Here is a 20,686-nt window from a genome sequence, read left to right on the forward strand (position 1 = left end):
GTGGCCGCAATGCTGCGTTCACGCCATCAGCGTGTCAAGATGATGGAGTCAAATAACTCACTAGTTCGTACATTATCTGTGAGGGCCCCATGCGGAAGTCGATCGCGACCGTCTCCGTGAGCGGGACACTGCCGGAGAAGCTGCGGGCCGTCGCGGCGGCCGGGTTCGACGGGTTCGAACTGTTCGAGAACGACCTCGTCGCCTGCCCGCTCTCCCCCGAGGACATCCGCGACATGGCCGCCGACCTGGGCCTGCGCGTCGAGCTCTACCAGCCGTTCCGCGACTTCGAGGCGGCGCCCGCCGACCGGCTGGCCGACAACCTGCGGCGGGCCGAGCACAAGTTCCGGCTCATGGCCCGGCTCGGCGCCGACCTGCTGCTGGTCTGCTCGAACGTGTCGCCGCAGGCAGTCGACGACGACGCCCTGGCGGCCGGCCACCTGCGCCTGCTGGCCGAACGGGCCGCCGAACACGGTGTCCGGATCGCCTACGAGGCGCTGGCGTGGGGCCGCCACGTCGACGACTATCTGCGGTCGTGGCGGATCGTCCGGATGGCCGACCATCCGGCGCTCGGGGTGTGCCTGGACAGTTTCCACATCCTGTCGAAGGGCACCGACCCGGGCGGCATCGAGGCCATCCCCGGCGACAAGATCTTCTTCCTCCAGCTCGCAGACGCGCCCCGGCTGACCATGGACACCCTCCAGTGGTCGCGGCACTACCGCTGTTTCCCCGGTCAGGGCGACTTCGACCTGACCGGGTTCACGCGGCACGTCCTCGCCGCGGGATATCGCGGGCCCCTGTCGCTGGAGGTGTTCAACGACGTCTTCAGACGCTCGGATCCGGCGAAAACCTCCTCCGACGCCATGTTGTCGCTGCGGTTCCTGGAGAACAGCGTCCTGGGCGCCGGCGCGCCGCCCGACCTGACCGGCTTCGCCCACGTCGAGCTCGCCACCGGTCCCGACGGCGACCGGCTGCGCCGCCTGGTCGAGACCCTCGGGTTCGACCGCGCCCGGCTGGTCGACGGAGGCGAGGCGGCGGAGCTCCGCGCGATCGGCATCCAGACACCCGATCCCGTCGCGGCGGCCGGGCACGCGGCGGCGTTGTCGGCCCCGGCAGAGGCACCCGACGGCACCCGGATCGACTTCCGCACGGCCGGCCCCGGCCGTTCCACCATCGACCACGTGGCGCTGACCGCCCCCTTCGCCGAGGCGTCGTTGTGGTGCCGGTGTGTGCTCGGGCTGCGCCCGCACGAGAGCCTCGACCTGCCCGATCCTTATGGGCTGGTCCGCAGCAGGGCCATGACCAGCGCCGACGGCAGCGTGATGCTGGCGCTCAACATGGCCGACACCGCGTCGAACGTGCCGTGGCAGCATGTCGCCGTCGCGTGTGACGACGTCGTCGGCATGGCCCGGCGGCTCATGGCGGCCGGCGAGCCGCCGCTGCGCATCCCCGCCAACTACTACGACGACCTCGACGCCCGTTTCCCCGGCGCCCCCGACCTGCGCGGCACCGACGTCCTCTACGACCGGGCCGACGACGGCGAGTTCCTGCACCTCTACACGGCCACGATCGGGCGGGTCTTCTTCGAGGTGGTGCAGCGCATCGGGGGATACTCCGGCTATGGCGCGGCGAACACGCCCGTCAGGCTGGCGGCGCAGCACGGTCATAAAATGAGGCGCGAGTAGATCCCGCCCACCTCATGGAGCCGAATGTCCACCCCCGGGGACCGCCAGCGCGACGCCGACCGCACCCGCGCCGAGATCCTCGACGTGGCGATGGCCGAGTTCGCCCGCAGCGGCTACGCCGGCGCCCGGGTCGACGAGATCGCCGACCTGACCCGCACGACCAAGCGGATGATCTACTACTACTTCGGCGGCAAGGAGCAGCTCTACATCGCCGTGCTGGAGAAGGCCTACTCCGAGGTCAGGGCGGTCGAGAAGACGGTCGACGTCGACCACCTCGATCCGGTCGAGGCGATCCGCACCCTCGCCCAGCTCACCTTCGACCACCACGACGCCCACCGCGACTTCATCGCGCTCGTGGCCATCGAGAACGTCCACCGGGCCGAGCACATCCGCAAGTCCGAGGTGCTGGCCAACCTGGGCGCCCCGGTCCTCGACCTGATCTCGCGCATCCTCGACGCGGGCCATGAGAGTGGCGACTTCACCACCGAGGCCGACGCGATCGACGTCCACATGATGATCAGCTCGTTCTGTTTCTTCCGGGTCGCCAACCAGCACACCTTCGGCGCCCTCTTCGGGCGCGACATGACCGCGCCGGAACACCGCGAGCGGCTGCGGACCATGGTGGGCGAGATGGTCGTGGCCTATCTCAAGGGTGCCGGGAGGTGACGATGTGGGTTATAAGTTAACTCACTAGTTCGTACATAGGAGGACCGCAATGACGTCCTACCTCATCGGGCTGATCGGCACGGGCATCGGCCCCTCCCTCAGCCCCGCCCTCCACGAACACGAAGCCGACCACCACGGCCTCCGCTACCTCTACCGGCCCATCGAGTTCACCGAGCCGATCGGCGACCTGATCAGAGCCGCCCGCCTCACCCTGTACGACGGCCTCAACGTCACCCACCCGGTCAAGCAGACCGTGATCGACCACCTCGACGAGTTGTCACCGGACGCCGCGAAACTCGGCGCGGTGAACACCGTGGTCCTCCGAGACGGCCGGGCCGTCGGCCACAACACCGACTGGACCGGCTTCGCCGAGTCGTTCCGGCGCGGGCTGCCCGGAGCCGCGACCCGGCACGTGGTGCAACTGGGCGCGGGCGGCGCGGGGGCGGCCGTCGCCCACGCGCTGCTCACCCTGGGAGCGGGCCGGGTGACGGTGGTCGACGTGGATCCCACCCGGCCGACGGAGCTCGCCGCCCGCCTGAACGCGGCGATCGACCGGCCGGCACGGGCGGCAGTGCCGGCCGCCGCCGAGCCTGGCACGATACGCGCGGCCGGTCCCGCCGAGTTGCCCGCGCTCCTCGCCGACGCCGACGGGCTCGTCAACGTCACCCCGGTGGGCATGGCCGCCCACCCCGGCGTCCCGCTCGACCCCGGCCTGCTGCGCCAGGACATGTGGGTGGCCGACGTGGTCTACCGGCCGCTGGAGACCGAACTGCTGCGGCACGCCCGGCGGCTCGGCTGCCGGACCCTGGACGGGAGCGGGATGGTCGTCTTCCAGGCGGCCGGGTCGTTCCGGCTGTTCACGGGGGTGGAACCGGATGTGGAGCGCATGCTCGCGCACCTGACGGAACTGATCTGATCACTCCGCGCCTGACGACCCGCGAGGGTCATCGGTCATTCGGGGTCTTCGGTGATCTCGATGATGTGAAGCGGGTGCTCCAGCGCCTTGGACGGACCCTGCCACTTCTTGGCGTCGACGGTCAGGATCGGACAGACACTCGCGTCGGCGACGGCCGCGACGTGTCCGTCCCACGGGTCCAGGCCCGTGACGGAGGTGACGCGGGCCAGGCGGAAGCCCTGTTCCACGCCTTTGAGCGGCGCGACAGTGACCACCTCCAGATTCGCCACGCCGGTCAGGAGGTCTTCGGCGTCGGTGTCGTGGTGCATCGACGTGCCGACCCCGGCCAACGCCAGGGAGGGGACGACGAGCGACTGTCCGATGCTGTCACAACGCTGAAGAAACGTGATCAACTGGGCGTCGCCCCGGGCGACCTCGTCCAGAACACTCACATCCAGCACCCATGGGGTCGGGACGTGGGTCACGCGGCACCGGCGTCGGGGAGTCCCTGCTCACGAAGCTGGCGGTTGACCGAGGCCATCATCCGGTCCACCTTCTCACCGGCCGCGGGATCGGCGGCGGCCTCGTCGAGCTTGTCCTGCCACGCCTTGGCCGCCCGCAGATCCCGGGCGTGCAGGCTGGCCAGAGCTGTCGAGACGACCGCGCTGACCGACGCGGCGCGTCCGGTCTCGACCATGCGCTCGGCGAAGTCGTTGAGCGCGTGATCCACCGTGACGGTGATCCGCTTCTTCGTTTCGCTCATACAAAAATCATACTTTTCCTGATGGGTGGTCGCCAGCGGTTCCGCCGGATTCGGCCAACGGCTCGGCACATCGTCGGAACAGGTCGAGCCGGGCAGACGGGGTCGCCCGGCTCGACCTGCTTCGAGACGTGGCGCCCGACCCGGTCGGGTGGCCGGGCGGGCGGAGCCGTAACGGAAGAAGGCTCTTGGAAGTCGTCAGCCGCAGACGCGGCCGTTGAGTTTGAAGCCGGTCGGATAGACGTTGGGGCCCGAGTAGTTCCCCACGTAGCCGATGTTGATCGTGGCTCCCGTGGCCACGGTCTTGTTGAAGTCGGCGTTGGTCACCGTCACCGTCTGGCCCGTCTGGGTCCACGTGCCGTTCCAGCCGCTGCCGAGGCTCTGCCACGCCCGCGGCCAGGTGAACGTCAGGGTCCAGCCGTCGATGGGGTCGCCCAGGTTGGTGACGTCGAGTGAGCCGACGTAGCCGTTGCCCCAGTTCGACGCGTCGGTGAAGGTCACCTTGCAGCCGCCGGGTGCGGGGTTGCCGGTGGTGAAGGTCAGCGGGACCGACGGGCGGGAGGTGCCGCCGCCGGTGTCGCGGGTGATCACGTTGACGACGTAGCGGGTGTTCGGGGTCAGGTTGTTGAGGGTGAGGGTGGTCCCGGTGGTCTCGCCGAACTGGCCGCCGGCCTGGTTGTGGACCTCGTACTTGCTGATCGGCCGGGATCCGGCCGTGGCGGCGGGCCAGGTGACGGTGGCGGTGGTGCCGGTGACGGCGGAGACGACCGGCTGGCCGGGGCGGCCGGGCAGGCCCGCGGGGTTCGACGACGCCTTGACCACGAAGGTGGTCATCGACAGCGGCGCCAGGGTCGTGGAGGGCGAGGTGGACAACGCGGTCGCGCCGTTGGTGTGCAGCCACCCGGTGGGGGCGGCGGCCGAGGGGGTGAAGCCCTGGTAGCCGAGGCTGACCGTGCGGGTGGTGTCGTGCGAGGTGTTCAGCAGCATGACGGCGAGGTCGCCGTTGGGGCGGCGGGCGGCGTGCGCGACCACGGCCGGGTCGCCCGAGGTGGCCTTCACGAACTGGTCGCCGGGGCGGACGAACTTGCTCATCATCTGGAGGGCGAAGTAGGGCGCGAAGGGGGTGTTGAACGCCGGTTCGCAGACCGTGCCGTCGCTGGTGCAGCCGCCGCTCGACAGCAGGCCGAAGTCGCCGTAGTCGGTGTGGCCGGCGACCTGGCCGATGGCGCCGATGCCGTTGTGGACGTTCCACCAGTCGACCGAGAACACCCCGCCGGCGAGCAACTGGGCGTAGGAGTCGGCGGCGGCGACCGCGCCCGGCTGGGTGGTCGCGCCGTTGGCGCTGCTGCCGGTGTTGAACTCGGTCATGGCGATGCCGATGTCGGAGCGGCCGGTGTGCCGGGCGACCTGCTCCTTGGCGAGCTGGATCATGTCGGTGATGCGGTCGGTGCGGTCGGTCGCGCCCGGATACCAGTGCAGGATGACGAAGTCGATCTTGGCGGCGGCGTTGGTGAGGACGACCTGGTTCCACGGCCCGGCGTCGCCGGAGGCCGTGATGGCGTCGGGCCACTCGCCCGGCGTGGTCAGCACGGCGCCGATCTTGATGGTCGGGTCGACGGCCTTCATCGCGTCCGCGTAGGCGACCACCTGGCGGGCGTACTCGGCCGGGCTCTTGTCCTCGCGGTTGTCGGCCTCCCAGGGGGTGCCGTAGCGGCCGTTGCCGTAGTTCTCGTTGCCGATCTCCCAGTACTTGACGCCGTAGCCCTTGGTGACGTTGGCGTACTCGACCCAGCCCGCGGCCTCCTCGGCCGTCCCGGTGCCGTAGTTGGCGGTGATCATCGGTACCGCGCCGGTCCGCCGGGCCCCGGCCATGAACGTGTCGAAGTCGGTGTTGGGCGCGACGTAGCCGCCGGGGGCGGTGTGCGTCTCCCAGTGGTAGATGTCCGAGTAGGACCCGCCGGGGTAGCGCACCAACTGCACTCCGGCCTCCTTCAGCAGGTCGGCGGTCTCGTCGGCGCCCAGGGTGGTGTCCCAGATGGCGTGGTTGGCGCCGATTCCGGTGTCGGGTACGACGGCGAGCCCGGCCCTGGCGTTCACGGTCACCGGAACGGGCGCGGGCGGGTCGGCATGGGCCGCGGTCGGGGTGAGGAGCGGCGCCAGCAACAACAACGACGCGGCTCGCAGGAGGATTTTCGGCATCACAAACACCTGACTCGGGAGCGGTGAACGGAAGCCTCCTCCTGACCAGAAGGCACGATGATCGTGCGCCGGACGGCCCGCTCCCGTCAAGTTCCGAAAGTTTCTGTTACTTATTGACAATTTTCGGAACACGTTCCCAGAATGCGTCGGTAACCGCTCGCCACCCGGAGGTTTCGTGATGCGTCTGAGAACCATCCTGCTCACCGCGGCAGTCGCCCTGGCCGGAGCGCTCGTCTCCGTCCCGGCGAAAGCCGCCGACTGCAGCGCCGGCTACGTCGGCCTGACCTACGACGACGGCCCAGGAGGCAACACCAACACCCTGCTGAACGCCCTGCGCAACGCCGGCCTGCGGGCCACCATGTTCAACACCGGCCAGAACGCCGCCGCCAACCCCGCGCTGGTCCGCGCCCAGGTCAGCGCCGGCATGTGGGTCGGCAACCACAGCTACACTCATCCGCACCTGACCCAGATGAGCAGCTCGCAGATCCAGTCGGAACTGTCCCGCACCCAGACCGCCATCCAGTCGGCCACCGGCACCGCCCCGCGCCTGTTCCGCCCGCCCTACGGCGAGACCAACGCGACTCTGAGGTCGATCGAGCAGCAGCTCGGCCTGACCGAGGTGCTGTGGGACGTCGATTCCCAGGACTGGAACGGCGCCAGCACCTCGGCCATCGTCCAGGCGGCCGGCCGCCTGCAGAACGGCCAGGTCATCCTGATGCACGACCAGTACGCCACCACCGTGGCCGCCGTACCGCAGATCGCCCAGAACCTGGCGAGCCGCAACCTGTGCGCCGGCATGATCTCCCCCACCACCGGGCGCGCGGTGGCCCCGACCGACGGAAACCCCAGCCCGAACCCCACGCCGACCCCCACCCCGACCGGCGGCGGGGGCTCGTGCACGGCCAGCCTCTCGGCGGGTTCGTCGTGGAGCGACCGCTACAACCTGAACGTCTCGGTGTCCGGTTCGAGCAACTGGACGGTGACGATGAACGTGCCGTCGCCCGCCCGGATCATCGCGACGTGGAACATCAGCGCGGCCTACCCCAACGCCCAGACGCTGACCGCGCGCCCGAACGGCAGCGGTAACAACTGGGGCGTGACGATCCAGCACAACGGCAACCGCAACTGGCCGACCGTCTCCTGCCGGGTGGGCTGAAAGTTTCGGGCTCTCGGCGCCGCCTACCAGGCGACGGGAAGCGTCGAGAGCCCGTACACGAAGTGATGCGACCGGAACACCGCGCCCGGTTCGGTCTCGCGCAGGCCCGGGAACCGGGCGAACAGCGCGGGGAACGCGATGCGCATCTCCATGCGCGCCAGCGGCGCGCCCAGGCAGTGGTGCGCGCCGTAGCCGAAGGCGACGTGCGCGTGGTTCTCCCGGCCGATGTCGAGCCGGTCGGGGTCTTCGGCGAAGGCGGGGTCGCGGTTGGCGGCCGGGAGCGAGACCACCACGACGTCGCCCTCGCGGATCTTGGTGCCGGAGAGCTCGACGTCGCGGGTGGCGACCTTGGCGACCCCGGCGTGCAGGATGCTGAGGTAACGCAGCAGCTCCTCGACGGCGCCGTCGACGTCGCCGGGCAGCTTGGCGAGCTGGTCGGGGTTGCGCAGCAGGGCGAGGGCGCCGAGGCCCAGCATGTTCGTGGTCGTCTCGTGGCCCGCGATCAGCAGCAGCCCGCCGATCCCGATGAGCTCGTCGGTCTCCAGGTCGTGCTCCCGGATGAGCATGCCGAGCAGGTCGTCGCCGGGTGTCGCGGTGTGCCGCGCGACCAGGTCGGCCATGTAGTCGCGGGCCTCCCGCTGCGCGCTGACGCGCTTCTCGGGCGGGCAGGCGAAGTCCATCATCGTGGCGGTGCGTTCCTGGAACGCCGCCCGGTCCCGGTAGGGCACCCCGAGCAGTTCGCAGATGACCAGCGACGGAACCGGCATGGCGAAGTCGGTGACCAGGTCGGCCGGCGGCCCCTTGGCCTCGATCGCGTCGAGGTGGTCGTGGACGATCTCCGTGACCCGGGGTTCCAGGCGGCGGATGCGCCGCATCGTGAACTCGGGCGTCAGCATCCGCCGCAGCCGGGTGTGCTCGGGCGGGTCCATCATGAGCATCGCGCCCGCGCGCATCTGGACCCGCTCCTCCGGCGTGGGCTCCGGCAGGTCGGGGAAGCGCAGGTTCAGGCTCAGCGCGTTGCTGAACGTCTCGGTGTCGCGCAGCACGTCGCGCACCTCGTCGTAGCGGGTGACCAGCCAGGCCTCCGGCCCGCCGTAGAGCGTCGGGACCCGGGCGAGGCCTTCCTGGCCGAGCAGCCCGGTCAGATCGGGGTGGGGGTCGAACTCCTGACGGCGCATGTGCAGAGGCAGCATGACAACTCCTGAATGACGAACCGTGTTCATACAGCTACATTCAGTGATTATGAGCGTTGTCACCTTGATGATCGTCGGCGACTCCATCAGCCACGGCAGCAGCGGCGACTGGACCTGGCGATACCGCCTGTTCAAGCACCTCAAGCAGCACGACGTCACCCTCGACTTCGTCGGTCCCCGCAACGACCTCGACGCCATCGCCACCCCCGAGCAGGGCGACGGCGACGACACCTACGCCGACCCCGACTTCGACCCCGACCACAACGCCCGGTGGGGCCGCCCCTACTGCCGGGAGATGACGGAGATCGCCCAGAAGGTGGCCGCCCACCGGCCCGAATACCTGCTGGTCCTGCTCGGGATCAACGATCTGTTCTGGTACGGCCACTCCGCCGACCAGAACGAGGCCAACCTGCGGGCCTTCATCTCCAACGCCAGAACCGGCAACCAGAACGTGAAGATCGTCCTCGGCACGGTCCTCGACACCCACCGGGCCTCCGTCGACCCCGAGTTCAACGCCCGAGTGTCGGAGTTCAACCGCCGGTTGGTCCTCACGGCCTGCGACATGACGACCACCCGCTCCCCGATCGTCATCGCCGCGACCCACGCCGAGTTCGTCGCCTCGGCCCACACCTGGGACGGCACCCACCCCAACGGCCAGGGCGAACTGCGCATCGCGGCGGCCTTCGCCGACACGCTGTCGGGCCAGTTCGGCGTGGGCGCGCCCTATCCGAGGCCGTTCCCGGTGGTCGTCGAGGCGCGCAAACCCGCCCCGGCGGTCTAGGAGACCGCCGCGCCCACCGACACCCCGCGCAACACGATCCGCCGGCCCGTGCCGGGCGGTTCCGCCCCCTCGACGAGCAGGAACGGCCCGTCACGGGTGCCGGTGATCGTGAACTCGCCGGGCACCTCAGCAGGTGAGCAGCATGTCCAGAAGCGCCGCCTTCTCCGCGTCCTGGAGAGTCAGCGTGTACGCGTGTTTGACCGCGATCCACGACTTCGCGTACACGCACTGGAAGTCCCGCCGCGGCGGCTTCCAGTCGGACGGGTCCTTGTCGCCCTTGGCCTGGTTGACGTTGTCGGTCACCGCCCAGAGTTGCGGCCCGTCGAGATCGTTGGCGAACCGGCGCCGCTTCTCGGTCGTCCACGCCCAGGCGCCCGACCGCCACGCCTCCTTGAGCGGGACCATGTGGTCGATGTCCACGTCGGAGTCCCTGGTCCAGATCCCGCCGTCGTAGGGGCTGTGCCACGTGCCGGAGACCGCCCGGCAGGCCGCGTCGGAGACGACGCCGACCCCGTCGCGCCTGAGCACGGTCTCGCGGGTGTTGCAGGTGCCCGACACGGTCGACCAGTGCGGGAACAGCACCCGGTCGTAGGTGGACGCGTTCCGCTCCTCGGCGACCTCCAGCGTCTCCAGTTGGTTGAGCGCCTCGGCGACGGTCGGCACCCCCGGCACCTCGGCCAGCAGAAAAGCGGCCAGAACCCAGCTCATCGGTCATTCCTCACGTTCCGCCGGGCCCCCGTGGTCCGGCGAACGTGATCATGACGTCACCGGGTCGCGGTTTCCATGACCTCGTCGTCCCACGGCAAGTCGCGCCCCGGCGACCTCTATAAAGTCGGCCGCATGCAACGGCTGGTCCTGTTCGACATGGACAACACGCTCATCGATCTCGACGGGGCGTTCGGCGCCTGGGCCGCCGAGTTCGCCGACGTCCACGGCCTGGGTGACGACGGGGTCCGGTGGCTGGTCGATCTGGACATCCCGCATCGGGACCTGATGTTCCGGTGGATCAAGTATCACTTCGACCTCGCCGCGTCCGCAGAAGAACTGTGGGCCGGATACCGCGCCCGGATGCCCCATCTCGTGCGCTGCCGCCCGGAGGTGCTCGCGATGCTGGCCCGGCTGCGCGGCGGCGGCTGGAAGGTCGGGATCGTGGCCAACGGCATGGCCGACAACCAGCTCGGCAAACTGCGCGCCACGGGGCTGGCCGACGCGGTCGACGGGTTCGCCGTCGCCGGCGTCGAAGGGATCAGGAAGCCCGACGTCGCCCTCTTCGAGATCGCCGCCTCGCGGTGCGGGGTGCCGCTGGCGGGCGGCGGGTGGATGGTGGGCGACAACTCCGTCGCCGACATCGAAGGGGGCCGGGCGGCCGGGCTGCGCACGATCTGGGTCACCCGGGAGCCGCACGGCTCCGGCGCCGACCACATCGTCGCCGACGTCCTGGAGTCGGAAGCCCTGATCTCGGGTGACTAGTCTCGGACCCGCAGATTCCACTATGGAAGGAAAGACGTGGAACACCGCACACTCGGCCGGACCGGCCGCGACGTGTCCGTGGTCGGCCTCGGCACCTGGCAGCTCGGCGCCGACTGGGGCGACGTCAGCGAGGAGACCGCCTTCGCCGTCCTGGAGACCGCCGTCGAGACGGGCGTCGACTTCTTCGACACCGCCGACGTCTACGGCGACGGCCGCAGCGAGCAGTTCATCGGCCGCTTCATCAAGGACCACCCCGGCATCCTGGTGGCGACCAAGATGGGCCGCCGGGTCGAGCAGACCCCCGAGAACTACAACCTCGGCAACTTCCGCGCCTGGAACGACCGGTCACGCCAGAACCTGGGCGTCGACACCCTCGACCTGGTCCAGCTCCACTGCCCGCCCACGCCGGTCTACTCAAGCGACGAGGTCTTCGACGCCCTCGACACCATGGTCGCCGAGGGCCGCATGAAGAACTACGCGGTCAGCGTGGAGACCCGCGAGGAGGCCCTGAAGGCGATCGCCCGTCCGGGCGTGGCCAGCGTGCAGATCATCCTGAACATGCTGCGCCTCGGCCCGCTCGCGGAGGTGCTCCCCGCCGCCCGGAAGGCCGGGGTCGGCCTCATCGCCCGGGTCCCGCTGGCGAGCGGCCTCCTCTCCGGCCGGTACGACGCCGCCACGACCTTCCCGGAGAACGACCACCGCAACTACAACCGCCACGGCGCGGCCTTCGACGTCGGCGAGACCTTCTCGGGCGTCGACTTCGAGACGGGCCTGGAAGCGGTCCGCCGCCTGGCCCCGCTCGTCCCCGAGGGCGCCACGATGGCCCAGTTCGCGCTCCGCTGGATCATCGACCAGCCGGGTGTGAGCGCTATCATCCCGGGCGCCAGCAACCCGGCCCAGGCCCGCTCGAACAGCGCCGCCGCGGATCTCGCGCCCCTGAGCGGCGAGACCCTGGCCGCGGTCAACAATATCTACGACGAACTGATCGCTCCCCAGGTCGCCGATCGGTGGTGACCTCAGTCACACTGGGAGACATGGATCCGAAGGGGTACGGAGCGCTCCGGCCATACGTCGTTCCCGCGACGTTGGAAGAGCTCAGCGGGCCGGTGACCGGCGCCGTCAAGCTCCCCAGGCACATCGACTGGGGGCCGGAGCGGGCCTACCGGCTCGACCAGATCACCGACGTACGCCTGCTCTACATGCGGGTGATCAGAGAGAGCGCCACACCCGACGATCTACGGCAGTTCCTCGACGCCACGATTCTGCGCAAGGTCTGGCACGAACTGGTGCTGCCACCCCGGGTGCGCTCGCTGTGGCACGAACGGTTCCCTGAGCTGCGGCGTCGAGCGGCCTGATGGACGACTTCCATGAGCGGCTGGCACGCGTGGCGCTGCGGGCGTCCGCCGACCACGGGTTCGCCCTGGCCGGCGGCTACGCCGTGCAGGCTCACGGTTTACTCCAGCGTCCGAGCGAGGATCTCGACCTTTTCACGTCCAGCGTCCGCAAGGACTTCGCAGAAGGTGTCGGCAAGATCCGCGACGCATTCGCGTCTCATGGTCTGGCGGTAGCGGTCGACATCGACAGCCCTCAGTTCGTACGGCTCACGGTCGCCGACCCCGCCACCGATCAGACCAGCAAGGTCGAACTGGCCGCCGACTTGCGTGCGCATCCGCCGGTGACCATGGAGATCGGCCCGGTCGTTCACCTCGACGACGTCGCGGGCGGCAAGGTCGAGGCCCTCTTCAGCCGGGCCGAGGTCCGTGACTTCATCGACGTCGACGCTTTTCTGTCCAGCGGCAGGTTCACTCGGGAACGACTGCTGGAGCTCGCCGCCTCCCGTGATCTCGGCTTCGATCGCGCCGTCTTCGGAGAGATGTTGTCCGCGCTGGACCTCTACCCTGACAGCGAGTTCCTGGCATACGGGCTCTCCGAGGCCGACACCGGGCGGCTCAGGGAGCAGTTCTCCGAATGGCGAAGGGTCTTGGCCATCGGATAGTCCCGGGCCTGCCGGTGTCAGACTCAACGGCCGAGGCCGGCGTCCCTCGCGCGGATGATGGCCTCGGCTCGGTCGGCCGCCTGGAGTTTGCCCATGACGGCGTACACGTGGTTGCGGACGGTCTTCTGGGACAGGAAGAGGCGGGCGGCGATCTGGCCGTTCGACAGGCCGGCCGCCACCAGGTCGAGGACCTCGCGTTCCCGGGCCGTCAGGGTCGGGAACGTCTCGCCCGAGGTGGCCGGAGATCGGGGGGCGAGGAAGTCGGCGATGCGGCCGGCGAGGACGGCGCCGAAGACCACGCCTCCGCCGGCCACCGTGGTGATGGCGCGTACGACCTCGTCGGGTTCGGCGCCTTTCAGCAGGTAGCCGCGGGCGCCGGCGCGGAGGGCGTCGAAGATCGTGCCGTCCTCCTCCGACATGGTCAGGACGACCACGCCGGTTCCCGGGTGGTCGGCCAGGATGCGGCGGGTGGCCTCGATGCCGTCCATCTCGGGCATCGAGACGTCCATGACGACCACGTCGGGATGGTGGTCGCGGACGGACGCCACGGCTTCGCGGCCGTTCGCGGCGGTGCCGATCACGTCGATCTCGTCGATGCTGCCCAGGAGGGCGGCGAAGCCCTCGCGGAACACCGGGTGGTCGTCGACGACCAGGACCTTGATGGTCATACCGTCACCTCGTCGCGGGCGGGCAGCCTGGTCAGCACGCGGGTTCCTCTCGGCTCCATCGGGGCGATCACGCAGGTGCCGCCGAGTTCGGCGGCGCGTTCGCGCATGGACACCAGGCCCACCCCGGTCGTCGCGGCCGCTTCCAGGCCGACGCCGTCGTCGGTGATCTCGACGGACAGGACGCCGTCGGCGCGGGTCAGGGTCACGGTGCAGGTCGTCGCGCGGGCGTGGCGGCGGACGTTCGTGATCGCCTCGGCGGCGATCCGGTAGGCGGCCACCTCGACCGCCGCGGGCAGGCCCGTCAGGTCGCCGTGTTCCGCCACGCGCATCGTCAGGTCGGGGGCGAGCTGGCGGATCGCCCCGACCAGGCCGACGTCGTCGAGTGCCGGGGGGCGCAGGCCGTGGACCAGGCGTCTGACCTCGGCGAGCAGGCCCGTGAGCTCCTGGCGGGCCTGGCCGAGGATCTGGTCGGCGTCGTCGCCGGAGCGGCGGGCGGTGATCCTGGCCATGTCGATGCGGGCGGCGACGGCCGCCAGGGTCGGGCCGAGGCCGTCGTGGAGCTCGCGGCGCAGGCGGCGGCGTTCGTCCTCGACGGCCGACACGATCCTCTCCCGGCCGCGTTGCAGCTCCTCCGCGAGGTGGACGGCCCGCGCCGCCGCCGCGGCCTGGCGGATCACGTCGGCGAGCAGCCGCTCGTCGCCCGACGTCGGGCGGGTGACCCGGGCGGGCAGCACCAGCCGGCCGACGCGTTCTCCCCGGTAGGCGATGGGCAGCGCCCGGGTCTCGGCCGGGCGTTCGCCGTCTTCGACGAGAAGCGCGTCGGTGATCTCGACGGCGACGTACGACGACCGGAACGCCCGCCGGACCGTGCGGGCCAGCGTGAGGAGCTGCGCCTCGGAGTCGTCGGTCGCCTCCAGGCGCTCGGCCAGGCCGGAGACGACGTGGTAGGGGTCGTCGCGGTCGCCCACGACCCAGCGGCGGACCAGCCGCCACAACCGGTGGCGCAGTTGCGCGTAGCCGATGGCGACCGCGAACACCGCGATGACCAGGCGTTCGCCGTCGTTGAGGCGGGAGCCGAGGTACTGCCCGACGCTGCCCAGGACGACCAGGTCGAGCACGAAGGTCAGGGCCAGCAGCAGGGCGTACACGACGGTTCCGCCGAGCAGCCGGTCGACGTCGACGAGGTCGGGCCGGACGACGCCGATCGCGACCGCCGCGGCCGTGAGGGTCACGCCGGCGGCCAGGCCGATGGCCGTCCACGAGTGGGGCAGCAGCCGGAAGGTCAGCATGACCATGAGGTCGACCACGCCCGCCCAGACCAGCCAGCGCAGCCGGGTCCGGTCGAGCCCCGCCGAGGCGCGATAACGCCGGACGACCACGACGAACGGCGCGACCAGGCTCAGCGGCACGCAGAGCTGGGCCACGCGCAGCAGCACCGTCCACACGTCGTCGGGCAGCGGCACGTAGAGCAGGTCGAGGTTCAGCGCCAGCAGCGGCGCGGGGATCGGCCCGGATTCCGCGGTGGCCTGGGCGATCTCCGAGGGCGCCGCGATCAGCGCCAGCGGGAGCAGGCTGGTCAGGCCGAGGCTGACCAGCGCGACCACCCGCCACCGGCCCGTGGGCAGCCTCCCGTCGGGGAACAGCAGCAGGACGAGCGGCAGCAGCAGCGTGAGCCCCGCGCCGAGCCGCTGGTAGATCAGGAAGGCCGCCGAACCGCCGGGCAGCCCCGCGGAGGTGGCGTACGCCAGCCACGACGCCGCCAGCCCGTCGAGCGCCCACCACGCGCCGAAGACCGACATCAGCCACCCGAGGGCGTGGCGCGGGAACCGGCCGAGGACCGCCAGCCCGGCCGCCGCGAGCGCGACCCCGGTCAGCGTGTCGACCACGCCCGGCTGGAGTTGCAGCAGCGCGCGATGGGCCGCCGGAACCCGTACGTCGACGAGGGCCGCGGCGGGCAGGGCGGCCACCGCGACCGCGAAGAGCACCTTCCGCACCAGGAAAGTGTGCCGCAGCAGGTCAGCGAAGTCCCTAGGACTCCCGTCCCATTTGTGCCGGGCACCGGAACAGGACGCCACGCCCTGCCGGTCCGGGCCGTGCGATCCGCAACATGGTCGTCGTCGCCGAGAGACGAAGGATGCACGATGACCCTCACCGCCACCCCCGCCGAGACCGAGACCACCACCCGCAGACTGGCCCTGGGCCTGTCGTCCGGCGCGCTGATCTGGTCGGCCGCCAGCTTCTTCTACGGCTTCCAGCCGACCACCGACCTGGGCTGGAAGCTCACCGACCTGGGCGGACTGGCCTTCCAGTTCGGGCTGATGTGCCTGCTGGCCCTCATGATCCGCACCCAGGCGACCGGGACGAGCCGGCCGGCCCGCGCCATGCTGCAGGTCGAGCGGGTGCTGCTGGCGCCGGCGATGGTCTGGAGCCTGCTGCACGCCCTGCTGCCGGGCGAGCGCGACGCCGGCTGGCTGGCGATCCTCGACGTCTTCTGGCCGCTCTCGATGCTCGGCATGTTCGTGATCGGGATCAAGGTCGCCTTCGCCGGGCGCTGGCGCGGTCTGGCCCGCGTGTGGCCGGTGGTCGCCGAGAGCTGGGCCGTGGTGACGATCCCGGCCATGGGCATTCTCGGCCCGGAGACGGGCAACGTGGTCGGCGCGGTGCACCTGCTGGCCGGGTACGCCACGCTCGGCCTGATCATCGCCTTCCGGCCGGAGCTGGTCCGTACGGAGAGGTAGGAGAAGGGCGCCCCGGCGGGGCGCCCTTCTCATGTCAGGACACCGTGAAGGAGTCCACGTCGAACAGCGAGCCCGCGCCTCCCGTGAAGACCAGGTAGAGCGGCCCGGAGGCCGATCCGGTCAGCGTCGTGGAGACCGTCACGTGGGTGTCCCAGCCGCCTGTCGGCGCCACCGCGACCGAGCCGAGCAGCGTGCCGGTCGGCGAGCCCGACCTGATCTGGATGGTGCCGCCGGCCCCGGCCGACGACACCCGGGCGCTGAAGGCGCGCAGGCCCGAGGTGTTCACCCCCGAGTAGGCCGTCCAGTCGCCGTTGTCGATGTAGCCGACCGAGTATCCGCCCTGGGCGTTCGGGTGGTCGGCCTGCTGCACCCCGCTCATCGAGGTCCAGGCCTCACCCTGGACGGTCACCGGCTGCGGGCCACCGCCGGTGGTCGACACGGTGATGGTGTCGACGTCGAGCAGGCTGCCCGCGCCGCCGGAGAAGACGAGGTGGAGCGGGCCTGAGCCGGTCCCGGTCAGCGTCGTCGTCACGGTCGTGAACGTGTCCCAGCTCCCGGTCGGCGCGACCGCCACCGACCCGAGCACGGTCCCGGTCGGCGATCCGGCCCTGATCGTGATCGTCCCGCCGGGGCCGCCCGAGGAGACCCGGGCGCTGAAGGTGCGCAGGCCCGCGGTGCTGACCTGCGAGTAGGCCGCCCAGTCGCCGTTGTCGATGTAGCCGGCGGTCTGGCCGCCGCTGGCGGCGGCGTGCCCGGCGGGCTGCACGCCCGACTGGGAGGTGTACGCCTCGCCCTCGACGGTCTGGCTGGTGCCGCCACCGGCCGTGAAGCTGATCGTGTACGTCTTCCCGGCGGTCGCGTTCCAGCTCAGCGTGTCACCGGTCCGGGTGGCGGCGACGGTCGCGCCGGTCTCGTCCTTGACCGAGTAAACGCCCGTGGCGGCGGCCGTGCGGACCTTGATCGGGTTGGTCCGGGCGGTCCGCAGGATGATCGTCTCGGCCGCGCCCGACTTCCACGTCGTGTCGACGGTGATGTCACCGCGCGCCTTGAGTCCCGTCACCGAGCCGTTGGCCCAGGTCGAGGGCAGGGCCGGCAACACGTGCACGGTGTCGTGCTGGCTCTGCACGAGCATCTCGGCGACGCCCGAGGTCGCGCCGAAGTTGCCGTCGATCTGGAACGGCGGGTGGGTGTCCCACAGGTTGTCGAGCGTGGACGACTTGAGCTGCTCCGACAGCAGCTTGTGGGCGCGGTCGCCGTCGAGGAGACGTGCCCAGAAGTTGATCTTCCAGGCCTTCGACCAGCCGGTGCCGCCGTCGCCGCGCGCGTTCAGCGAGACGCGGGCGGCGTTGGCCTCGGCCGTGCCCGGGAGGATCTGGTTGCCCGGATGCAGCGCGAACAGGTGGGAGACGTGGCGGTGGGTGTCGGTCTGGGAGTCCCAGTCGGTCTTCCACTCCTGGAGCTGGCCCCAGCGGCCGATGCGCAGGCCCGGGTCGAGCCGCGACAACGCGGTGGTCAGCTCGTTCTGGAGCGCGGTGTCGACGCCCAGGGTGCGGGCGGCGGCCAGGGCGTTGGTGAAGACCTCCCGCACGATCTGCTGCGACATCGACGCGCCGGCCGAGAAGTCGCCGTTCTCCGGGGAGTACGACGGCGAGACCACCAGGCGGTTGTCACGCGGGTCGACGTGCAGGAAGTCGAGCCAGAACTCGGCCGCGCCCTTGATCGCCGGGTAGGCGGTGGTGCGCAGGTAGTTCACGTCGCCGTTGAAACGGTAGCTGTCGTAGAGGTGCTGGGTCGTCCAGGCGGCGGCCTCGGGGAACCAGAACGACTGCGGGTAGTTGTGCACGCCGGTGAAGCCGTAGGGGTTGGTCTCGTTGTTGACCACCCAGCCCCGGGCGCCGTACATGTTCTGGGCGGTGACCCGGCCGGGGGCGACCATCGAGTTCACGTAGCGGTCGTAGGGCCTGGTGGTCTCGCGGAGGTTGGTCTGCTCGGCCGGCCAGTAGTTCATCTGCAGGTTGATGTTGACGTGGTAGTCGGCGTCCCATGGCGGGTTCACCACGTTGTTCCACACGCCCTGCAGGTTGGCCGGCAGGATGTCGTTCTCCCGCGAGGAGGAGATGAGCAGGTAGCGGCCGTACGCGAAGAACATCGCCTCCAGCGCCCGGTCCTGCGTCGACGAACCGCCGGTGTAGCCGGCGCGCAGCGTGTTCGTCGGCACGGCCGGGTTGGTCTGGCCGATGTTCAGCTTCACCCGGTCGAACAGGTTCCTGTAGTCGGCCAGGTGGGCGGCCTTCAGCTCGTCCCAGCTCTTGGCCGCGGCCGTCGTCACCCGTGAGGTGACCCCGGCGGCCGGGTCGGCCCCCCGGTAGGTCGGGTAGACGTCGGAGTAGCCGGTGCCGGCCGACAGGACCAGCAGCACGCTGTTCGCGCCGGTGACGGTGACCCGGTCACCGGCGTCGGTGCGGGTGCCGCCCTGGTTGACGACCTGGACCTGGGCCTCGAACTTGAGCCCGTTGTTCGCCAGCGTGCCCTTGATGGTCAGCCGCCCGTTCGAGGCGGTGATCGTCTTGTCGTTGCGCGGCGAGGTGTGCCGCAGTGTGAACGACACCCGGCCGGTCTGGTTGGCCGAGATGCGGGCCACGATCACGTTGCCGGGGTTGCTGGCGAAGTACTCGCGGGTGTACTCGACGCCGCCCGCCGTGTAGCCCACGCGGGCGACGGCCTCGCGGAGGCTGAGCTCGCGGCGGTATTCGCCGGTGCTCGTGGGCGGGTTGGCGAAGTCGAGGAACAGGTCGCCGAAGGTCTGGTAGGAGCCGAAGTTCGTCTTGCCCTGGCCGAGAGCGTTGGCCACGGTCTGCGGAGTGATCCGGCCCTGCTGGTCGATCTGCGCCTGGATGCCGTCGACGGCCCCGGGGCGGGGGGAGGTCCAGTTGCCGTGGTTGTAGCCGCCCTGCGCGCCGGGGCCGCCGGTCCACAGCGTCTTCTCGTTGAACTGGATCTGCTCGGAGGCGACGCCGCCGAACACCTTGGCCCCCAGCGGGCCGTTGCCGATCGGGAGGGCCTGGGTCTCCCAGTTGGTGGCCGGGGAGTCGTACCAGAGGGTCAGGTCGTCGGTGGGCGGCAGGGCCAGCGCGGACGCCTGCGTCTGGGTGATCGCGGTCATACCGGCCACCATGGCGAACACCGCCAATCCGGCGATGCATAATCTTCGGCGCACGGGGTCCTCCGGTCAGGTGAGGGGGGTCAAGTCAAGGAAATAGCATCGAAACAACCTCGAAACAAGGCTTGGCATCCGATGTTTCCTCGACTATCAGGCGATTCCTGACCGGTTGATCCCGTCATTGCTCTTCACAGATCGGATGTATTTCGAGTTATCTGAACGGGATGCCCGACTTCGCCCCGAAGACGGTGCCCCGCGTAACCTGCTCCTTGAGCACGGCCCCGGCGCGTCCGGCCAGGTAGGCCCTGCGGGGGGAGTCGTCGAAGTGGGTGAATTGGGCCACCGCGTCCGCCCGGCCGAGGCTGACGCAGAGGGCGACGAACCGCACGACGTGCGGGGTCAGCTCGCGGCCCTGGATCGTCCGTGCCACGTTGAGGGCCGCCGTGGCGCCCTGGGGCTCCGAGGCCTGGCAGGACATCCGCGCCCCCGGCACGGACGCGCAATCGCCGGCGGCGAAGATGCGCGGGTCGTCGACGCTGCGCAGGAACTCGTCGACGACGAGGCGGCCCTCCTCGTCGACGGTCAAGCCGCTGCGCGCGGCGAGGTCGGGGACGCCCGAGACGATGCCCCACAGGGTGAGGTCGGTGGCGAGAGCCGTACCGGACCGGAGCACGACCTGCCCGTCGGCCACCGCCGTGACGCCGTCTTCGACGACCTCCACCCCGATCCGGTCGAGCCCGGCGCGCACCCGGCGCCGCGCCCCTTCGGCGAAGCCGCCGGCGACGGCCGTGCCCACGAGTCGGACCCGCAGATCAGGGCGGGCGGCGGCGATCTCGGCCGCCGTCTCGATGCCCGTCGGGCCGCCGCCGATCACCGTGACGACCGCCCCGGGGTCCAGCGTGGCGAGCGCGGCGCGCGCCTGTTCCGCGCCCTCCCAGGTGGCCGCCGGGATGGTGCCCGGCATGGGCTGGGCCGTGCTGCCGACGGCCAGCACCGCGAGGTCGAAGGAGAGCGAGGCGCCGTCGTCGAGCGTGACGAGCCCGTCACCGATCTTCTCGACCGTCCCGATCCTGGTCGTGATCCCGGCGCGCAGCATCGATGTGAGCGGGGCCTGCGCCGGGGAGGTGCCCGACACCCGCTGGTGCAGGCGCACCCGCTCGACGAAGTGGCCGCGCGGGTTGACCACTGTGATGTCGGCCTTGGTCTTCCTGGCCAGGATGTTCGCCGCGTAGGTGCCCGCGTATCCGGCTCCGATCACCACGATCTGCATTGCCGTCTCCTTGTCTCGACTGCCTCGGACAGGAGATGCTCGGCGCGACTTC

The 20,686-nt window shown here is 70.5% G+C and carries 20 protein-coding genes; 10 read left to right on the top strand and 10 right to left on the bottom strand.

Annotated elements, in window-relative coordinates:
• Nucleotides 1-89 precede the first annotated feature (89 nt).
• From AW273_RS39140 to AW273_RS20780, 3 genes are read left to right on the top strand one after another with little or no spacing between them, the layout of a single operon-like run.
• Nucleotides 90-1,682, top strand: a complete 1,593-nt coding sequence (locus tag AW273_RS39140) for a sugar phosphate isomerase/epimerase and 4-hydroxyphenylpyruvate domain-containing protein (RefSeq protein WP_062350301.1) — start codon at nt 90-92, stop codon at nt 1,680-1,682.
• Between the two features lie 24 nt (nt 1,683-1,706).
• A complete protein-coding gene (locus tag AW273_RS20775; RefSeq protein WP_062350304.1) occupies nt 1,707-2,348 on the top strand; it encodes a TetR/AcrR family transcriptional regulator in 642 nt (213 codons plus the stop codon).
• Between the two features lie 49 nt (nt 2,349-2,397).
• Nucleotides 2,398-3,264 carry a shikimate dehydrogenase gene (locus AW273_RS20780; RefSeq protein ID WP_062350307.1) on the top strand — a complete coding sequence of 289 codons (867 nt, stop codon included), beginning with the start codon at nt 2,398-2,400 and terminating at the stop codon, nt 3,262-3,264.
• A 35-nt stretch (nt 3,265-3,299) separates the two neighbouring features.
• Here the strand turns inward: AW273_RS20780 and AW273_RS20785 are convergent, their stop codons facing one another.
• The 3 genes from AW273_RS20785 to AW273_RS20795 all read right to left on the bottom strand — a co-directional run bounded on the left by AW273_RS20785 (nt 3,300) and on the right by AW273_RS20795 (nt 6,202).
• The gene (locus AW273_RS20785; RefSeq protein ID WP_157555989.1) at nt 3,300-3,695 is read right to left on the bottom strand and encodes a hypothetical protein; all 396 of its coding nucleotides are present in this window, start codon (nt 3,693-3,695) and stop codon (nt 3,300-3,302) included.
• 29 nt (nt 3,696-3,724) lie between these two features.
• A complete protein-coding gene (locus AW273_RS20790; protein WP_062350313.1) occupies nt 3,725-4,006 on the bottom strand; it encodes a hypothetical protein in 282 nt (93 codons plus the stop codon).
• A gap of 195 nt (nt 4,007-4,201) precedes the next feature.
• On the bottom strand, nt 4,202-6,202 hold the full coding sequence (locus AW273_RS20795) for a cellulose binding domain-containing protein (protein ID WP_062350605.1): 2,001 nt from the start codon (nt 6,200-6,202) through the stop codon (nt 4,202-4,204).
• Nucleotides 6,203-6,380: 178 nt separating this feature from the next.
• Here AW273_RS20795 and AW273_RS20800 point away from each other — a divergent pair, with 178 nt between their 5' ends.
• A complete protein-coding gene (locus AW273_RS20800) occupies nt 6,381-7,358 on the top strand; it encodes a polysaccharide deacetylase family protein (RefSeq protein WP_062350315.1) in 978 nt (325 codons plus the stop codon).
• Between the two features lie 23 nt (nt 7,359-7,381).
• Here AW273_RS20800 and AW273_RS20805 read toward each other — a convergent pair whose 3' ends face one another.
• Nucleotides 7,382-8,551, bottom strand: coding sequence for a cytochrome P450 (locus AW273_RS20805; protein WP_062350318.1), 1,170 nt, complete (start codon nt 8,549-8,551; stop codon nt 7,382-7,384).
• 49 nt (nt 8,552-8,600) lie between these two features.
• Between AW273_RS20805 and AW273_RS20810 the strand changes: the two genes are divergently transcribed.
• Entirely contained in the window at nt 8,601-9,332 is a 732-nt protein-coding gene (locus AW273_RS20810) for a GDSL-type esterase/lipase family protein (protein WP_083949905.1), read from the top strand.
• Here AW273_RS20810 and AW273_RS39145 read toward each other — a convergent pair.
• Nucleotides 9,329-9,457, bottom strand: coding sequence for a hypothetical protein (locus tag AW273_RS39145; protein ID WP_269750256.1), 129 nt, complete (start codon nt 9,455-9,457; stop codon nt 9,329-9,331). The two genes, AW273_RS20810 and AW273_RS39145, sit on opposite strands and share 4 nt — an antisense overlap.
• Before the next feature lies 1 nt (nt 9,458).
• Nucleotides 9,459-10,040, bottom strand: a complete 582-nt coding sequence (locus AW273_RS20815; RefSeq protein ID WP_062350324.1) for an HNH endonuclease family protein — start codon at nt 10,038-10,040, stop codon at nt 9,459-9,461.
• A 75-nt stretch (nt 10,041-10,115) separates the two neighbouring features.
• Here AW273_RS20815 and AW273_RS20820 point away from each other — a divergent pair, with 75 nt between their 5' ends.
• Genes AW273_RS20820 through AW273_RS20835 form a run of 4 tightly spaced genes read left to right on the top strand, consistent with a single transcriptional unit; the run spans nt 10,116 to nt 12,798 of the window.
• Nucleotides 10,116-10,802 carry an HAD family hydrolase gene (locus AW273_RS20820; RefSeq protein ID WP_232327523.1) on the top strand — a complete coding sequence of 229 codons (687 nt, stop codon included), beginning with the start codon at nt 10,116-10,118 and terminating at the stop codon, nt 10,800-10,802.
• A 36-nt stretch (nt 10,803-10,838) separates the two neighbouring features.
• Nucleotides 10,839-11,816, top strand: a complete 978-nt coding sequence (locus tag AW273_RS20825; protein ID WP_062350327.1) for an aldo/keto reductase — start codon at nt 10,839-10,841, stop codon at nt 11,814-11,816.
• A 20-nt stretch (nt 11,817-11,836) separates the two neighbouring features.
• On the top strand, nt 11,837-12,157 hold the full coding sequence (locus AW273_RS20830) for a hypothetical protein (protein ID WP_062350330.1): 321 nt from the start codon (nt 11,837-11,839) through the stop codon (nt 12,155-12,157).
• The gene (locus AW273_RS20835; protein ID WP_062350333.1) at nt 12,157-12,798 is read left to right on the top strand and encodes a nucleotidyl transferase AbiEii/AbiGii toxin family protein; all 642 of its coding nucleotides are present in this window, start codon (nt 12,157-12,159) and stop codon (nt 12,796-12,798) included. Before AW273_RS20830 ends, AW273_RS20835 begins: the two co-directional genes overlap by 1 nt.
• A gap of 23 nt (nt 12,799-12,821) precedes the next feature.
• On the opposite strand, the gene AW273_RS20840 is transcribed toward AW273_RS20835, so the two are convergent.
• Both AW273_RS20840 and AW273_RS20845 read right to left on the bottom strand, forming a co-directional pair.
• Entirely contained in the window at nt 12,822-13,466 is a 645-nt protein-coding gene (locus AW273_RS20840; RefSeq protein WP_062350336.1) for a response regulator transcription factor, read from the bottom strand.
• A complete protein-coding gene (locus AW273_RS20845) occupies nt 13,463-15,460 on the bottom strand; it encodes a sensor histidine kinase (RefSeq protein ID WP_062350339.1) in 1,998 nt (665 codons plus the stop codon). Before AW273_RS20845 ends, AW273_RS20840 begins: the two co-directional genes overlap by 4 nt.
• 147 nt (nt 15,461-15,607) lie before the next feature.
• On the opposite strand from AW273_RS20845, the gene AW273_RS20850 reads away from it, so the two are divergent.
• A complete protein-coding gene (locus AW273_RS20850; RefSeq protein WP_062350342.1) occupies nt 15,608-16,204 on the top strand; it encodes a hypothetical protein in 597 nt (198 codons plus the stop codon).
• A gap of 34 nt (nt 16,205-16,238) precedes the next feature.
• Here AW273_RS20850 and AW273_RS20855 read toward each other — a convergent pair whose 3' ends face one another.
• Both AW273_RS20855 and AW273_RS20860 read right to left on the bottom strand, forming a co-directional pair.
• Nucleotides 16,239-19,421, bottom strand: coding sequence for a glycosyl hydrolase family 95 catalytic domain-containing protein (locus tag AW273_RS20855; protein ID WP_157555991.1), 3,183 nt, complete (start codon nt 19,419-19,421; stop codon nt 16,239-16,241).
• A 154-nt stretch (nt 19,422-19,575) separates the two neighbouring features.
• Nucleotides 19,576-20,634 (bottom strand): NAD(P)/FAD-dependent oxidoreductase, encoded by a 1,059-nt coding sequence (locus tag AW273_RS20860; protein WP_062350345.1) that lies wholly within the window; start codon nt 20,632-20,634, stop codon nt 19,576-19,578.
• Nucleotides 20,635-20,686 lie beyond the last annotated feature (52 nt).

Source organism: Herbidospora yilanensis (genome assembly GCF_001570565.1).
GTDB lineage: Bacteria > Actinomycetota > Actinomycetes > Streptosporangiales > Streptosporangiaceae > Herbidospora > Herbidospora yilanensis.

Excerpts from the sequence above, each read along its gene's own strand:
- AW273_RS20795 (WP_062350605.1), bottom strand. The coding sequence starts at position 6,202 with ATGCCGAAAATCCTCCTGCGAGCCGCGTCGTTGTTGTTGCTGGCGCCG.
- AW273_RS20815 (WP_062350324.1), bottom strand. The coding sequence starts at position 10,040 with ATGAGCTGGGTTCTGGCCGCTTTTCTGCTGGCCGAGGTGCCGGGGGTG.
- AW273_RS20800 (WP_062350315.1), top strand. The coding sequence starts at position 6,381 with ATGCGTCTGAGAACCATCCTGCTCACCGCGGCAGTCGCCCTGGCCGGA.
- AW273_RS20860 (WP_062350345.1), bottom strand. The coding sequence starts at position 20,634 with ATGCAGATCGTGGTGATCGGAGCCGGATACGCGGGCACCTACGCGGCG.
- AW273_RS20780 (WP_062350307.1), top strand. The coding sequence starts at position 2,398 with ATGACGTCCTACCTCATCGGGCTGATCGGCACGGGCATCGGCCCCTCC.
- AW273_RS20775 (WP_062350304.1), top strand. The coding sequence starts at position 1,707 with ATGTCCACCCCCGGGGACCGCCAGCGCGACGCCGACCGCACCCGCGCC.
- AW273_RS39140 (WP_062350301.1), top strand. The coding sequence starts at position 90 with ATGCGGAAGTCGATCGCGACCGTCTCCGTGAGCGGGACACTGCCGGAG.
- AW273_RS20830 (WP_062350330.1), top strand. The coding sequence starts at position 11,837 with ATGGATCCGAAGGGGTACGGAGCGCTCCGGCCATACGTCGTTCCCGCG.
- AW273_RS20820 (WP_232327523.1), top strand. The coding sequence starts at position 10,116 with ATGACCTCGTCGTCCCACGGCAAGTCGCGCCCCGGCGACCTCTATAAA.
- AW273_RS20790 (WP_062350313.1), bottom strand. The coding sequence starts at position 4,006 with ATGAGCGAAACGAAGAAGCGGATCACCGTCACGGTGGATCACGCGCTC.
- AW273_RS20840 (WP_062350336.1), bottom strand. The coding sequence starts at position 13,466 with ATGACCATCAAGGTCCTGGTCGTCGACGACCACCCGGTGTTCCGCGAG.
- AW273_RS20805 (WP_062350318.1), bottom strand. The coding sequence starts at position 8,551 with ATGCTGCCTCTGCACATGCGCCGTCAGGAGTTCGACCCCCACCCCGAT.
- AW273_RS20835 (WP_062350333.1), top strand. The coding sequence starts at position 12,157 with ATGGACGACTTCCATGAGCGGCTGGCACGCGTGGCGCTGCGGGCGTCC.
- AW273_RS20850 (WP_062350342.1), top strand. The coding sequence starts at position 15,608 with ATGACCCTCACCGCCACCCCCGCCGAGACCGAGACCACCACCCGCAGA.
- AW273_RS20810 (WP_083949905.1), top strand. The coding sequence starts at position 8,601 with ATGAGCGTTGTCACCTTGATGATCGTCGGCGACTCCATCAGCCACGGC.